Source organism: Thiomonas sp., from assembly GCF_054608695.1.
Map to the genome: position 1 here is coordinate 1 of NZ_JBTRXV010000091.1, position 14,231 is coordinate 14,231.

Genomic DNA, 14,231 nt, shown 5'->3' on the forward strand with positions numbered 1-14,231 from the left:
ATTGGCCGAACGCAATCAATACCACCAGATCCAGGGCCGGGTCGTGCTAGAGGCACGGCGCGAAGCATCAAGCGATGCGAACGCCATCGCCAATCGCCTTCAGACCCGGTTCACGTGCCAACCGCAGAGTACCGAACAACCCTGACGCGACCGTCGTTCTTGCCTGAATCGTGAATCACGCACCGCTAAGCAAGTTCAATGCCATATCAGCTAGCACAACTCAATATTGCCGTGGCCAGGGCGCCACTGGACTCACCTGTGATGACCGATTTTGTTGCGAATCGAGAGCGCATCAACGCACTCGCCGCAGCCGCGCCGGGTTTCCTATGGGCGTATCAACCTGAGGCCGGCGATGCCCATGTCTTGCTGCAATCGACGAACCCCGTCTTGTTTCATTTATCCGTATGGCGGGATCCGGACGCACTGAGTCGTTTTGTCTACAAAGGCGAGCATGCCGAATTTATTCGACGTAGGAAAGAGTGGTTTACGGGCTTGGCCCAAACCCATGCCGTGCTGTGGTGGGTCGCCAGGAATCATCGTCCGACTGTTGAAGAGGCCAAATGCAAATTGGATCTCCTCCTGAAGAACGGCCCTACGCGAGAGGCATTCGCGTTCAAACGGGTTTTTAACCCTTGACCTGTGCCGTTGCTCGGGGGCCGCTGCCCCGACGGCCGAGCATGATCGATAAAGGTCATGTGATCCGCGACAGGTTACGAATCAAAGCCCACCGAAGTCCGTGGCGGCGTCCCCCTGCTGCAGATTGGCGCAACGCAGGAAGTCGAAGTCGACACCGAGGTCGGCCTGCGTAACGCAATGGAGGAAAAGCTTGCGGTAGCCTCGTGCCGCACTCGGCCTGACCACCGGCTCGCTGGCCATGCGTTGCCGGATTTCTTCGTCATGGACCAGCAGGCTGATTTCGCGGCGTGACACGCTCAGGCGTATGCGGTCGCCATCGTGCACATGGGCAAGCAGCCCACCGATCGCCGCTTCGGGTGTGACGTGCAGCACGACGCAACCGAACGCGGTGCCGCTCATTCGGCCGTCGGACACACGCACCATGTCCTTCACCCCCTGCCTGGCCAGTTTGCGCGGGATCGGAATGTAGCCTGCTTCGGGCATCCCCGGCGCGCCAAGCGGGCCGATGTTCTTGAGCACGAGGACATCGTTGGCGCACACGTCAAGGTCGTCGGCATCGAGTCTTCGCGCCATGTCCTCGAGGTTTTCAAAAACGACCGCGCGGCCCTCGTGCTCCATCAACCCTGGGTCGGCCGAAGACTGCTTGATGATCGCCCCACCGGGAGCCAAGTTGCCGCGCAGCACGGCAAGTCCACCTTGCGGGTAGATCGGATGGGCGAGCGGTCGAATGACATCCTGCGCGAACGCAGGCGCGGCACGCGCGAGCTCCTCGTCCAGGGTACGTCCGGTTACCGTCATCGCGTCAAGATGCAGCAGCGGCTTGAGCTCGCGCAGCAGTGCGGGCATCCCGCCGGCGCGGTGAAAGTCCTCCATGTAATGCGAGCCGGTCGGCTTGAGATCCACCAGCACCGGAGTTTCGCGACTCATGCTGTCAAGCGTGTCCAGCCCCAGCTCGAGGCCGAGGCGCCCGGCGATTGCGATGAGATGCAAAATCGCATTGGTTGAGCCGCCGATGGCAAGCAGGACACGCAAGGCATTCTCGAACGCCTTGCGTGTCAAGATGTGCTCAATGGACAGCCCGCTGCGCGCAAGCTGCACTGCCTGCGCGCCAGTGTGCTCAGCAATGCGCATGCGCGCCGCACTCACAGCCGGTGGCGCGGCGCCGCCAGGCAATACGATGCCCAAAGCCTCAGCAACGCAAGCCATGGTGCTTGCCGTGCCCATCACGGAGCAGGTCCCAACGCTTGCAACCAGTTGGTCGTTAACTTCGGCGATCTCGGCAGCGTCGATCTCGTCGGCGCGAAAGCGCGCCCACTGCTTTCGGCAATCCGTGCAGGCCCCAACGCGCTCACCGCGATGCGAGCCCACCAGCATCGCTCCGGTGACGAGCTGGATCGCCGGCACGCGCGCCGAAGCCGCTCCCATCAACTGCGCCGGCACCGTCTTGTCGCAGCCACCAATCAGCACAACGGCGTCCATGGGTTGCGCACGAATCATTTCCTCGGTATCCATCGACATGAGGTTGCGCAGATACATCGAAGTTGGCGCAGCAAAGCTCTCATGCACGGAAATCGTCGGAAAATCCATCGGCAGGCCGCCCGCGAGCATGACTCCACGGCGAACGGCCTCGATGAGCTGCGGCATGTTGCCATGACAAGGGTTGTAGCTGCTGCCCGTGTTGACGATGCCAATCACAGGTCGCCCGAGCGCTTCGTCTGTGTAGCCTGCTCCCTTGATGAAGGCCTTGCGCAAAAACAGCGAAAAATCAGCATCGCCATACGTCGTCAGGCCACGCTTCATGCCCTTGTCGACGGGTTCTTCGGGGTGGTTTTGGTGCTCGTCCATCGTCTCGTGTGGTGGGAATGCTTGGCGGATCCTGTGGCGCGTCGTGGCTGCGCTTACTGTGTGGGGGCGTCGAGCAAGCCGGCGACCATCGTGGCAATCGCAAGCGACGCTGTCAGTCCGGGGGACTCGATGCCGAAAAGGTTGACAAGTCCGGCAATGCCATGCGTGGCCGGACCGTCGATGCGAAAGTCGGCGGCAGGCTCCCCGGGGCCGGAGATTTTTGGCCTGATACCCGCGTAGCTGGGTTGTAAGGCCCCGTCTGGAAGACTTGGCCAATAGCGATGGATGGCGTCCTCGAATCGACCTGTATCGTTCGCACAGACCGTGTAGTCGATCCCATCGACCCAGTGCACATCGGGCCCAAAACGGATCTGACCTCCGAGGTCAAGCGTGAGGTGTACGCCAAGCCCGCCAGGTTCGGGCACCGGATAGACGAGATGCGAGAACCCGCCACGCGTTGTGCAACTGAAATAGCTGCCTTTGGCCAAGTACCTCGGTGGCAGCAGTGACGGATCAAGGCCCTGGATCGACTGCGCAACGTTGACAGCGTGCAGTCCAGCGCTGTTGATGACGCGGGGCGCACGCAGCCAGGACGACTGCCCGCCGCTGAGGACCTCCAGCTCGATTGCGCCTGCGACTACAACGCCGCGCACGACGCGTGTGTTGCACGCAAGCACAGCCCCATGGTGCTCGGCGTCGCCAAGTAGGCTGAGCATCAGCGCGTGGCTGTCGACGATACCCGTCGAGGTTGACAGCAGCGCAGCGTGTGCTCGAACTTGCGGTTCGAGCGTGATGATGTCGCGATACTCGAGCCAGGACAGATCGTCGACCCCGCACGCCGCCGCGTTGGCGTGTAGCGCTTCGAGGGCTCCAAGCTGGGTTGCGTCTGCCGCTACGATCAGCTTGCCGCATCGCTGGTGGCCAACGCCGCGTGTCTGGCAGTAGTCGTACAAAAGACCGCGTCCCTGAACGCAAAGGCGCGCTTTCAGCGACCCCGGCGGATAGTAAAGCCCCGCATGGATCACTTCGCTGTTGCGTGAGCTCGTTCCCATGCCGATCGCGCGCTCGGCCTCGAGGATGATGACCTCAAGACCCGCTTGCGCGCGCTCGCGGGCAACCGCGAGCCCGACGACTCCTGCACCGATCACAACACAGTCGACTTGATCCATCGCGAGCATTGGGGGCGTCGGGATCGGCTCAGGAGATTTCGCGGCGCCGCGTCTCCGGCAGCATCAGCGCGGTGATCAGCACCAGGAAATACGCACCGCCTGCGAAGATCCCAATGGCCATCGCCAATCCGCTCCCCTTGGCCAGGTAGCCCACAAGGCTGGGGAAAAGCGCGCCAATGCCGCGACCGAAGTTGTATGCGAAACCCTGCCCGCTGGCGCGCACTCCGGATGGGAACAGCTCCGTGAGGTAGGCGCCCATGCCGCTGAAAATCCCCGATGCTGCCAGACCAAGTGGGAAACCCATGATGAGCATTTCCGAGTTGCTCAGGTTGATCTGGGTGTAGATGTAGATGCTGAGCCCCGACAGCACGGCGAAGATCAGCAGATTGGAGCGGCGGCCGAGACGGTCTGTGAGAAAGGCTCCGACGAGATAGCCGACGAACGAGCCAGCGATGATGACCATCAGGTAGCCGCCAGTGCCGATCACCGAGAGGTGTCGCTCGGTCTTGAGCAGCGTCGGCAACCACGTGGTTATCGCGTAGTACCCCCCCTGCACACCGGTGCACAGCAACGCGGTCAGCACAGTCGTCTTGAGCAGTTCCGGAGCGAAAATCGCTGCGAGTGAAACCTTCTTGCTTTCGCGTTGTGCGCGCTCACGGGCACGGAGGAACAGATCCGGTTCGGGAATGTTCTTGCGGATGAAAAAAACCATGCCGGCCGGGAGCACGCCGACCCAGAACAATGCTCGCCAAGCTAGGTCTTGCGGCAGGACGGTGAATAGGACGGTGTAAAGAATCGCCGCCAGGCCCCAACCGACCGCCCATCCGCTCTGCACGGTTCCGACCACGCGGCCACGGTACTCGGTGCGGACCATTTCTCCCATCAGCACCGAACCGACCGCCCATTCGCCGCCAAAGCCCAGGCCCTGGATCGCGCGCAGTACGAGAATCTGCTCGTAGTTTTGCGCGAAACCGATCAGCGCGGTACAGGTCGCAAACCACAGAATGGTCCCCTGCAAGATGCGAACCCGTCCGTAGCGATCGGCAAGTACGCCGCCGAGCCAGCCACCGATGGCGGAGGACAGGAGCGTCACTGTGGCGAGCATGCCAGCCTGCCCTTTGCTGATCTGAAAAACCGTCATCAACGTGCTGATGACGAAGGTGAAAACCATGAAGTCCAGCGCATCGAGCGCCCATCCTCCGAAGGTCGCAACAAACGTGCGTTTTTCGGTTGTCGACAGTTTCTGAAACCAAATCATGTTGTCTCCCCTCTTGTTGATTGAAATTTCCCGACTTGAACGCGAATAGGGTCAGCGCGACGAATCGGCCGCAAACCCGTAAAGACGCGCCGGATTGCTCACCAGAATCCGTTGACGCATCGATGCATCCGGCGACCACTCCGCGAGCAGATTGAGTAATCCTCCAGTGTTGGGCATGCGCTGCGGCGACAGCCCGACATGTGGCCAGTCGCTTCCCCAGACCACGCGGTCGGGCGCGGCGTCGATCAGCGCGCGCGCCATCGGCACGACGTCGGGATAACCTGGCGACGACTCGCTGAGGCGATAGGCGCCCGACAACTTGGCCCAGCAGCCATGGTCGGCGACGAGCCTAAGCATCGCGGCGAAGCCCGCCGAGCCGATCGCCGACGCCGCGGGCGTATGCCCCATGTGATCGAACACCGCAGGAACTGGAAGCCTGAGCATGCGCGGCATCAGTTCGGGAAGCGCCTGCACGTCCATCAGCAGTTGCATGTGCCAGCCAAATTCCTTGATGCGGTGCGCGAGCTTTTCGAGCTCCGAGAAATCGATCCCACCGCCAAAAAGCACGTTGATGCGCAGCCCCCGGACCCCGGCTTCGTGCATGTCACGCAGCTCGCGGTCGCCGATCTCGCTCTTGACCACGGCAACGCCGCGCAGGCGCTGCGGATTGCGGCGCAAAACATCGAGCATGTAACGGTTGTCGGTTCCGTAGACGCTGATCTGCACGAGCACCCCATGGTCCATGCCAAGCGCGTCAAGCATCGCTAGATACTTGTGCTCTGGAGCCGGAGGTGGCGTGTAGCTTCGGCCCTCAACCATCGGGTACTCGGACACCGCAGCGACGACGTGGGCGTGGGTGTCGATCGCCCCCACTGGAATGGTGAACGTCGGCGTATCGAACGTGTCGATTGGCGCTGCACACGGCAAACAGGCGTAGGTTCCAGAAGCCGATGTCATCGCAATCACCTGTTGTTTCGGGAAGCGTCCGACGCAGATGTATCGGCAGCCGGCGCGTCAAAAGACCGCCTTGACTCAAACAATTTACCCGGGTTCATGATCCCCGAGGGGTCGAAAACCTGCTTGATCTTCCGCATCAGATCGAGCTCGATCGGGGACTTGTACTTTTCGAACGCGTCGCGCTTGAGCTGGCCGATGCCGTGCTCGGCGCTGATGCTGCCGCCGTGCCGGTCGACCTCGTCGAGAAGTTCAGCGCTCAGCCGCGCTCCTTGTGCAGCGAAATAACCTTCAGGCGCACCGCGCGGTCGTGCGAGATTGACGTGCAAGTTGCCATCGCCGAAATGGCCGAACACGTACAGGCGCAACTCCGTGTCGACCGCGCGCACACGCGCCCCGGCACGCTCGATAAATTCGGGAATGTTCTCGATCGGCAACGAGACGTCGTGCTTGAGATGATGTCCGTCTGCGCGCAGCGCCTCTGAAATGTCTTCGCGCAGCCTCCACATCTGCCTGAGCTGCTCGAGTGACGCCGAGACCACGGCGTCCAGACATATCCCACCTTCCAAAGCAGAGCCAATGATGTTTTCAAACGGCAGCGCAAGTTCGGCCGCTTCATCAGCCCCGGAGAGTTCAACCAGAACGTAGCCCGGGTGACGCGTGGAGAATGGTGGTCGAATCCCTGGAACCTGGTCAACAACGAGATCGACACATTCCCCGGTGAAATACTCGAAAGCCTGCAAGCTTGCACCGCAGCGCGCGAACAGCAACGCGTAGAGCAGCAGCGCGTGTTGCGGCGATTCGACCGCAGCAATGACAACCGTCCGATGCAATATCGGCGGAAACAGCCGCAACGCCGCAGCGGTAATGACGCCAAGCGTGCCCTCGGATCCGATCAGCAGTTGTTTGAGGTCGTAACCCGTGTTGTCCTTGCGCAGCGTGCGCAGCCCATGGAAGACCTCGCCGCCCGGAAGCACGGCTTCGATGCCCAGCACAAGGTCACGTGCCATGCCGTAGCGCAGCACGTTGACGCCACCAGCGTTGGTTGCGAGATTGCCACCGAGTTGGCAAGTCCCCTCGGCTGCAAGAGACAGCGGCAACAAACGCCCGGCATCCGCTGCCGCATTCTGTAAATCGGCAAGCACGCAGCCAGCTTCGGCAACCAGCGTGTTGGCTGTGGTGTTCAGGCTGCGAATACGGTTCATCCGATCGAGGCTCAGCACGACGTTATCGGGGCTCGCGCCGGGAGTCGCCCCGCCGCACAAGCCGGTGTTACCCCCGCGCGGGATCACCGGAACCTGGAATTCCTGGCACAGCGCGAGGCAAGCCTGCACCTGCTCGATGCGCTGCGGGCGCAGGACCGCTTGCGCGCGGCCCTGATACAGGCCGCGCCAGTCGCTCAGCCACGGCGCGATCGCCTCGTCCGACGTAAGCACGGCCTGGACTCCTACGGCGTCTCTCAGCCGTGTCAGAAAACGCGTGTCGCTCATCGGTTGAGGGAGGCGCTGGCGCCCGTGATCGCCTCGCGTCCGGGAAGCGTCAAGCCGAGTCGTGCTGATGCGCGCAGCAGGTGAGTGAGCGCTGCGGCGCGGGCGAGTAGCGGGTCGCCCGCCCGGATCGCTTCGAAAACCGCGACATGTTCCTGATGGACCTGGCTGGCCAGTCCGGGATGCTGCATGGTGTTCATGCGCGCGGTGTTCACGACATGCCGGATCTGCAAGTTCAGGTATTGCAGCAGGTCTGTGTAATACGGATTGTGCGTCGCCATAGCGATCGCGGTGTGGAACGCGGTGTCGAACTCGACCCCGCGTTCGGCATGGTCGAGGTTGTCCTCGAGCGTGCGTAGGATCTTGGCCATTTCGGCGAGTTCGTCATCGGTTCGACGAACTGCGGCGAGCGCTGCCGCAGCGCTCTCGAGATCGAGTCTCAGCTCATAGACGCTGGCCAGGTCAACGCCTTGCTGGTCAAGGCCACCGGGAACCTGGAAACCGCTGGCCGAGGTGCGCGAGCGCACGGTGCAGCCGGCGCCCTGACGTGTATCGATGAGGCCTTGTACGCGCAGGCGTTCGGTCACCTCGCGGATCACCGCTTGACTGACGCCGTAGGTCTCGGCGAGCGCCTTGCCGGCAGGAATCTTGGTCCCGACCGGATAGATGCCGCGCGAGATCTCGGCGATCATGTGCTCGGCGACCTGTTCGGTCAGTGTCTTAAGTTTGGTGACCATCTGTACTTTGCTTATTTCCTTGTTTCCAGCTTATATGAAAACTATGGACGGAGTTTTAGTGTTAACCCTAATCTCACTCCACAGTCAAGAATTCAGGCGACCGGCTATGTCGATGATCAAAGGGCGTGGTGTTCGGGCTACAAGCGATGAGTGAGGCCAGCAACTTCAAATCACGGTGTCACGGTGTTGCAGCAAAATCTTGAGTTCGCGTAGTGCGATGCTTGCGTTCGGCGCGTGATGGGCGCTCTGGGTCGACCCGACCTCGCCGAGCCTGGGAAAGATCGCGCCGGTGCTGTTTGCGTAGGCATCCGCATGCATGTCGGTCATCGCGTTGACGGCGAGCGTGACGTTGAAGCCGAGTTCATGGGCCTGGAGGGCGGTCGACTCGACGCCTATGCAGCTGGCGACCCCGGCCGATCACGACCTGTGTGATGTCGTTGCTCGGTCCGCCCCGGCGCACCGCCCCGCAATGTTCACGAGTATGACCGGAAGCTCGTGCCTGCGAAATGCCTCAGCCAAACTGCTGGCAAACATCGCGACCTCGTCCATCGGATGAGCGGTGGGGAAGGGGCGCTCGGGTCGGCCCACCTGAGGCAGGGGACAACCTCGTTCCGCCCGATTGGCGCTCAGCCGACGTTCAGCACGACGTTGCCGGTGGCGGTTCCGCGCTCGACCAACTCGTGCGCCGTCGCGATGTCGTCGAGGGGCAGACGGGCGGCGATGTTGTGCTGCAGGCGGCCATGCGCCAACAAGCTCGTGAGCGTGGCCACGGCGCGTTCGCGGTCCGCCGGTGCGAGGTGGTAGACGATGAAGCACTTGAGCTGCAGGTTCTTCGCAATCAGCGGATAGAAGGGAAGTTGCAGAGGACTCGCACTGCTGCCGTAGGCCACGCACTCGCCACCAGGTCGCAGCATGTCGAGGTCTGCCTGACCATTGACACCCAGGTCGACCTCGATGATGCGGTCCACGCCCCGACCGCTGGTCAGAGCGGCCACGCGCTCGACGAGTGGCTCGGTCTTGTACATCACGATCTCGTCTGCCCCCGCGGCGTGAGCTAGTTCCGCTTTCTCGGGTGTGCTGACCGACGCGATGACACGCGCGGCACCTAGCAAGCTCGCCATCTGCACCGCATAGTGGCCCACCGCGCCGGCACCGCCGGCCACCAACACGGTCTTCCCGGCCACCCCACCATCCATCAGTACGGCGTGCAGCGCCGTGAGCGCCGGAATGCCCAGGCAGGCACCTGCCTCTGCGGCCACGCCGTCGGGAAGCGGCACGGCCTGCTCCTGCGGTAGGCAGACCAACTCACAGGCTGTCCCGTGCGGGCGCCCCCAGGCAGCGTTCCACGTCCACACGCGCTGGCCGATGCGGGAAGAGGCCACCCCATCGCCGACGGCGTCGATCACGCCCATGCCGTCGCTGTGGGGGATGATGCGCGGGTACGGCATCGTGCCGCTGCGCAAACCCAGACGCGACTTGACGTCCGACGGATTAACCCCGGACCACTGGACATGCACGCGGACCTCGCCGGGAGCGGGCACTGGATCGGGGAGGTCGCCGATCTGCAGCACCTCACGCGCCGGTCCCAGACGGTCATAGAAAGCAGTTTTCATGCGGGCCAGTATATCGGCGGGAAGCCTCGGGCGAAAGTTGTGGGACCGTGCCGGGCGCACTCACTTCCGCTCCTCCCACTTTGCTCCGAGCTTCCCTTCATCCTTGCGATCCGGCCACCAGACGCCCTTGCACCCGCCGCATCGGTAGTAGGCCTTGCCGGTCTTGGTTTCACTCTTGAACGTCAGCTTCTTGCAGCTCGGGCATTCCGGACCGATGGCAGCAGCTCTCGATGTCTTCCCTCCGCCCTCGCCTGCCGGCTTGTCCTCGAATCGCTTTCCCGGTTTCCCGCCGTCGTCCCCGAACGCCGCCTCGCAGTCCAAGCAGCGATGGTAGGTGCCCCCGGTTTTGCTGATGCGCTGTACACAGCGTGCACCGCCACAGGCTGGGCAAGCATGCATGACCAGCTGCGCGTCCGTCAGCTTGCCCTCCAGCAGCGTGCGTGAAAATTCCCGGGTTGCATCCGCCTGCGCCTGCATGAATGCAGCCAGTGGCGCACGGCCTGCCGCGATGTCAGCCAGCGCATCCTCCTGCAATGCGGTGGTGCCAGGATCGGCCAGGTCAGGCGCCACCTTGCGCAGCATGTCGATCAGCTGCACGCCGCGGTCGGTGGGGTGAATTTCCTTCTTGCGGCGCTCGGCGTACTCGCGGGTGATCAGCACCTCGATCATCGAGGCCCGCGTCGCCTCGGTGCCAAGCCCTGAAGTCTCCTTCAGGCGCGCCTTGAGCTTCGGATCCGTGACCAGCTTGTGCACGCCAGTCATGGCGGCGATCAGCGTCCCGTCGGTGTAGGGCTTCGGCGGCGTGGTGCGCTTGGACAGGATCTGCGCTGCGGAGCAGGTCAGTACCTGCCCCTCAGCCAGGATCGGCAGCTTGCCAACAGCTTCGACAAGTTCCCCTTCGCCTTCCTCCTGCCCGCCAAGCTTCGTCCAGCCTGGCTCCAACACGATGCGTGCTGCTGCTCTGAAACGCTCGCCACTTGGAAAGACAAAAATCGCCTCCCGAGTCTCGAATTTCTCGGGCGGCATGAACAGGCGGATGTAGGACTCGCGGATCAGGTCGAACACCCGTTTGGCATCGACCGAGAGGCTGGCCGCATCCGGGTTCTGCCCAGTCGGAATCAAACCATGATGCGCCTCGACCTTGCCGCTGTTCCAGGCCGCATGCTTGCGCGTCGGGTCAAGTCCCGCAATGCCCTCGGTGCCGATGGCATTGAGAATGGCTGCCGCCGCACCATGCATCTCCACCGGAAGGTAGGGGCAGTCGGTGCGAGGGTAGGTGGCGACCTTGGCCTCATAGAGTTCCTGCGCCGCTGCCAGCGTGTCCTTGGCAGACAGCCCGAGACGACTGCTAGCGGCCTTCTGCAGGGCGCCCAGGGTGTACGGCAGCGGCGCGGCCCGCTCGCCGGTCTTGCGGGTGAACTTTTCCACTACAGCCTTCTGGCCCTGCACGGCCTTGGCGACCGCCTCAGCCGCGGCCTTGTCCAGCAGCAGCCCATCCACTAGCAAATCCTCGGGGATCTGCCACAGCGCACGGGTATCGCCCTCCAGTGCCGCCTCCACCTGGTAGTGGTCGCGCGGCTTGAAATGGTCAATCTCGCGCTTGCGGTCGACCAGCAGTGCCAGAGTTGGCGTCTGCACCCGGCCTACACTCCAGGCCCCCTGGACCCCAGCGGCTTGCAGATTACGGCTGAGCGCAATCGAGCAGTTCATGCCCATCAGCCAGTCGGCGCGCTGGACGCTTTCGTCGTCCAGGCTGGACAGCCACAGACGCGATGTCTTGCCCTTCCAGCCCAGGTACAGCAGCACCTCGTCAACCAGCAGTTGCCCTTCGCGATCAGCATCGCCAGCGTTGACCACCTCGGTGGCGTCTTTGAGCAAATCGCGGATCACCTTGACCTGTTTGCCCGCCCCGCCATCACGCGGCTGCAGTTGCCAGCGATCCGGGATGACAGGCAGGTGTTTGGAGTCGACACGTCCGCCAACATAGTCCTCGGGCTTGGCCTGCTCCAGCAGATGACCGAAGCACCAGGTCACGCGGGTCTTGAGACTCGGGCAGTCGATGTAGCCATCGGCTTTCTTGGAGCCGCCCAGCACGCCAGCGACGGCCTGGGCGACGGACGGTTTCTCGGCAATGATGATGCGCATCTGAACTCCTGCAGGAAGCGCCCCATGGTTGGGGCATACAGGAGTTCTGCGGGAGGTTGCAAACGCGATTACAACTGCGTAATCGGGCGGAAATAGCCCTTGATGCAATCTGGATTGATGACTGCAATCTGAATGTGATTGCGCTTGCGGAAGCCAGCCCCTTCATAAAGGGGCTCGTCTTCAGGGAATGGAGCGCGCACCGAATCGTAGGAAGCTAGCCCTTTTTCTTTCCGGTACAAATGAAGCGCCTGGATCACTTGGCAATCCAGTTCACGCTTGAACCGATCTTTGCCACCGGTGTTACTTGGCGTAGTCTGACCTGAAGCGGCATAGCTCTCGACCAAGGTGGCATATGCTTGGGTGATTTCATCAAGCCCGGTGCGAGTCGTCAGGTCGAGGCACAAACCCAGATCAATGACAGCGCCGACGAGGCTTGGATCTTTGATCTTTTTCTTCGCATTCCCATCCTGCGCCCACTCGAGAGCGCGCTGGGGGTCGTTTTCCCAAAAGTAGATGCCGTGGCCAAGCCACTCGTACATCCCCCGGGAATGATCGAGGTGCGCTATCTGCCTAGTAATAACCTGCTGGACGATCGATTCTTCCGTGCCATGAAAGCCAAGCACAAAAGCCGTGTGGCGCTGATAAAGCGCCCAATCGTTAGCCACGGATCAACGTCTTTGTTTTCCCGCCCTTGGTCAGCACACCAAGGCGTTTGAGGAAGCTCTGTGCAGCTTCCGGAGAAGATGTCACCTGCCGGCGATAAGCATCCATGTCATCGAGCAATGCCTGCCCGGTGAGTAGAACGCCAGAAGCGTTGATCACGCCCCCCTTCGCTCGCGAGGTGGTGACTACGGCCTTGCGATGAGAAGCCTTTGCCTTCCGGCGAGCAGGCTGTTCTGTCAGGGTGTTCATGCTGCGCATTCTAGCCATCCACCCTACATCACACCACCCCCTTCCGCCTCCGCGCGTGCTGCGCGGGTGACGCCGCCGAAGAGCGGGCACCCAGCGCCTTTGTCCGCCGCTTTCCACGCATTGACAAACACCCAGGCCGCATGCCACACCACCCCGTGTCCGGTGTCGAGAACGTCATGTAAGAGCCTGACGGCACGGATCTTGGCCATTGAAATTCAAATCAGCACCAAACGAAATCGGCCCATTGCCATCTGAAAATTCTTGTTCTGAGGCTTCGCATGCATCACTTATCCGGGCCGTAGTGGGGATTGGGAATCGAATAGTTCAGCGGGTTTTAATTGCCGCATGTAATTTGAATAACAGAACCGCCGTGACCATTAGGGTCTGGCGATGACCAGACCCAGTCGAATTGGCCGCTAGCGTTCGGGCCAGATGATGGATTGACCTGCTCAAAAGCAGCGCCACCGGTTTCCTCAAAACCGCTTTGCCAGCATGCCCTCCACCATCCGAGGTCGACTGACTGCCAAGCTGAACCGAATTGAAACGACTGAAAATACCTATATGCGCCGCTCGAACCAGATGGCTGCCAAACCCCATTGACACAGGACATTAACTGCCCTGACCCGTTGGCATTGCTGGCAATCTCTCCATTCGGACCGCAGCCCCATCCTTGATTGGCCGACCCGAAAGCTGTGCCCAGGATAACCCGACTGCCGGCCGAGAAGGTGTCAGATGTGCCGGAGTAGCCTGAATCAGTTGCATAGAACCCGCCCCCCGCGGTCAGCGCGTTCTGCGCATTCACATTGCCCGTGCTGTTGACGTAGCCGCCCTGCACGGTGCCATTGGTCACGACGCTGGCCCCGGCATCGGCAGCCTCCATCGAGGCGTAGTTGCCGCCATTGGGACTGACTGCAGTCACGACGCCCCCTGTATCCAGCCCGCCCGCGGCCCCCGAATTCATGAAAGCCTGCACGTTCTTACCCGACGGCCCGGCCCCGATCGATGCGTTGGCGTGCAGATCCCAGGTGGTCAGGCCCCCGCCCCAGCCTGGTGGAAGATCGGCATTGCTCGTGCCTATGGCATGGATCTGTCCACTGGCGCTGATGTTCTGGGCGTTGTTGACGTTGTTGTTGCCCATGTCCAGATTGGTCTGCATCTGGTTGAGCTGTGGCAGCCCCGGCACGGCCACTCGGTAGAGGTACTGCTGATTGAGCTGGCCCGCGCTGTTGAACGCCAGCAGCCCAAGCAGACTACCCGGGCCGAGGCCGGCATAGCCGCTTGTAGCAATCTTCCAGCCGCTGAAGGCACCGCAGGCCTGGCCTGCCGCACAAGTTGGCGATGCCAGATTGCCCGCGCCACCACCGACGATGCCGCCCTTGTATGTTTAAACCAGACCAGCGCGGTACAGTCGGATCACCGCTGAGGTGACCAGACCGGACCGTGCAGCCTGGAACGCCCTGGAGTCGGCGAGCCTG

Annotated in this window: 12 protein-coding genes and 1 pseudogene; 1 reads left to right on the forward strand and 12 read right to left on the reverse strand. The window is 62.1% G+C overall.

Features of this window, described 5'->3' with window-relative positions; translation table 11 throughout:
- Positions 1-198: 198 nt before the first annotated feature.
- Positions 199-636: a DUF3291 domain-containing protein gene (locus tag ACYCUK_RS19930; protein ID WP_461596398.1), complete on the forward strand. Its 438-nt coding sequence runs from the start codon at positions 199-201 to the stop codon at positions 634-636.
- 81 nt (positions 637-717) lie between these two features.
- Here the strand turns inward: ACYCUK_RS19930 and ACYCUK_RS19935 are convergent, their stop codons facing one another.
- The 12 genes and pseudogenes from ACYCUK_RS19935 to pilV form a co-directional block, all read right to left on the reverse strand.
- Entirely contained in the window at positions 718-2,481 is a 1,764-nt protein-coding gene (locus tag ACYCUK_RS19935; RefSeq protein WP_461596399.1) for an IlvD/Edd family dehydratase, read from the reverse strand.
- 53 nt (positions 2,482-2,534) lie between these two features.
- Complete coding sequence (locus tag ACYCUK_RS19940) at positions 2,535-3,650, reverse strand: NAD(P)/FAD-dependent oxidoreductase (RefSeq protein ID WP_461596400.1); 1,116 nt, start codon at positions 3,648-3,650, stop codon at positions 2,535-2,537.
- A gap of 28 nt (positions 3,651-3,678) precedes the next feature.
- The gene (locus ACYCUK_RS19945) at positions 3,679-4,908 is read right to left on the reverse strand and encodes an MFS transporter (RefSeq protein ID WP_461596401.1); all 1,230 of its coding nucleotides are present in this window, start codon (positions 4,906-4,908) and stop codon (positions 3,679-3,681) included.
- Between the two features lie 51 nt (positions 4,909-4,959).
- Entirely contained in the window at positions 4,960-5,865 is a 906-nt protein-coding gene (locus tag ACYCUK_RS19950; protein WP_461596402.1) for an amidohydrolase family protein, read from the reverse strand.
- Between the two features lie 5 nt (positions 5,866-5,870).
- Entirely contained in the window at positions 5,871-7,352 is a 1,482-nt protein-coding gene (locus tag ACYCUK_RS19955) for an FAD-binding oxidoreductase (protein WP_461596403.1), read from the reverse strand.
- Positions 7,349-8,086, reverse strand: a complete 738-nt coding sequence (locus tag ACYCUK_RS19960; RefSeq protein WP_461596404.1) for a FadR/GntR family transcriptional regulator — start codon at positions 8,084-8,086, stop codon at positions 7,349-7,351. The genes ACYCUK_RS19955 and ACYCUK_RS19960 overlap by 4 nt, the downstream gene beginning before the upstream one ends.
- Before the next feature lie 165 nt (positions 8,087-8,251).
- Positions 8,252-8,716 (reverse strand): annotated as a pseudogene (locus ACYCUK_RS19965) (isochorismatase family protein).
- The gene (locus tag ACYCUK_RS19970; RefSeq protein WP_461596405.1) at positions 8,713-9,699 is read right to left on the reverse strand and encodes an NADPH:quinone reductase; all 987 of its coding nucleotides are present in this window, start codon (positions 9,697-9,699) and stop codon (positions 8,713-8,715) included. Before ACYCUK_RS19970 ends, ACYCUK_RS19965 begins: the two are co-directional and overlap by 4 nt.
- 60 nt (positions 9,700-9,759) lie before the next feature.
- A complete protein-coding gene (locus ACYCUK_RS19975) occupies positions 9,760-11,844 on the reverse strand; it encodes a DNA topoisomerase (protein ID WP_461596406.1) in 2,085 nt (694 codons plus the stop codon).
- Between the two features lie 68 nt (positions 11,845-11,912).
- Positions 11,913-12,509, reverse strand: coding sequence for a hypothetical protein (locus tag ACYCUK_RS19980; RefSeq protein WP_461596407.1), 597 nt, complete (start codon positions 12,507-12,509; stop codon positions 11,913-11,915).
- A complete protein-coding gene (locus ACYCUK_RS19985; protein WP_461596408.1) occupies positions 12,502-12,756 on the reverse strand; it encodes a hypothetical protein in 255 nt (84 codons plus the stop codon). The genes ACYCUK_RS19980 and ACYCUK_RS19985 overlap by 8 nt, the downstream gene beginning before the upstream one ends.
- A gap of 334 nt (positions 12,757-13,090) precedes the next feature.
- Positions 13,091-14,125: a shufflon system plasmid conjugative transfer pilus tip adhesin PilV gene (gene pilV / locus ACYCUK_RS19990; protein WP_461596409.1), complete on the reverse strand. Its 1,035-nt coding sequence runs from the start codon at positions 14,123-14,125 to the stop codon at positions 13,091-13,093.
- Positions 14,126-14,231 lie beyond the last annotated feature (106 nt).

Bases quoted from the DNA above. Each gene is read 5' to 3' on its own strand.
- ACYCUK_RS19940 (WP_461596400.1), bottom strand. From the start codon at position 3,650: ATGGATCAAGTCGACTGTGTTGTGATCGGTGCAGGAGTCGTCGGGCTC.
- ACYCUK_RS19975 (WP_461596406.1), bottom strand. From the start codon at position 11,844: ATGCGCATCATCATTGCCGAGAAACCGTCCGTCGCCCAGGCCGTCGCT.
- ACYCUK_RS19985 (WP_461596408.1), bottom strand. From the start codon at position 12,756: ATGAACACCCTGACAGAACAGCCTGCTCGCCGGAAGGCAAAGGCTTCT.
- ACYCUK_RS19950 (WP_461596402.1), bottom strand. From the start codon at position 5,865: ATGACATCGGCTTCTGGAACCTACGCCTGTTTGCCGTGTGCAGCGCCA.
- ACYCUK_RS19960 (WP_461596404.1), bottom strand. From the start codon at position 8,086: ATGGTCACCAAACTTAAGACACTGACCGAACAGGTCGCCGAGCACATG.
- ACYCUK_RS19945 (WP_461596401.1), bottom strand. From the start codon at position 4,908: ATGATTTGGTTTCAGAAACTGTCGACAACCGAAAAACGCACGTTTGTT.
- ACYCUK_RS19935 (WP_461596399.1), bottom strand. From the start codon at position 2,481: ATGGACGAGCACCAAAACCACCCCGAAGAACCCGTCGACAAGGGCATG.
- ACYCUK_RS19955 (WP_461596403.1), bottom strand. From the start codon at position 7,352: ATGAGCGACACGCGTTTTCTGACACGGCTGAGAGACGCCGTAGGAGTC.
- ACYCUK_RS19970 (WP_461596405.1), bottom strand. From the start codon at position 9,699: ATGAAAACTGCTTTCTATGACCGTCTGGGACCGGCGCGTGAGGTGCTG.
- ACYCUK_RS19930 (WP_461596398.1), top strand. From the start codon at position 199: ATGCCATATCAGCTAGCACAACTCAATATTGCCGTGGCCAGGGCGCCA.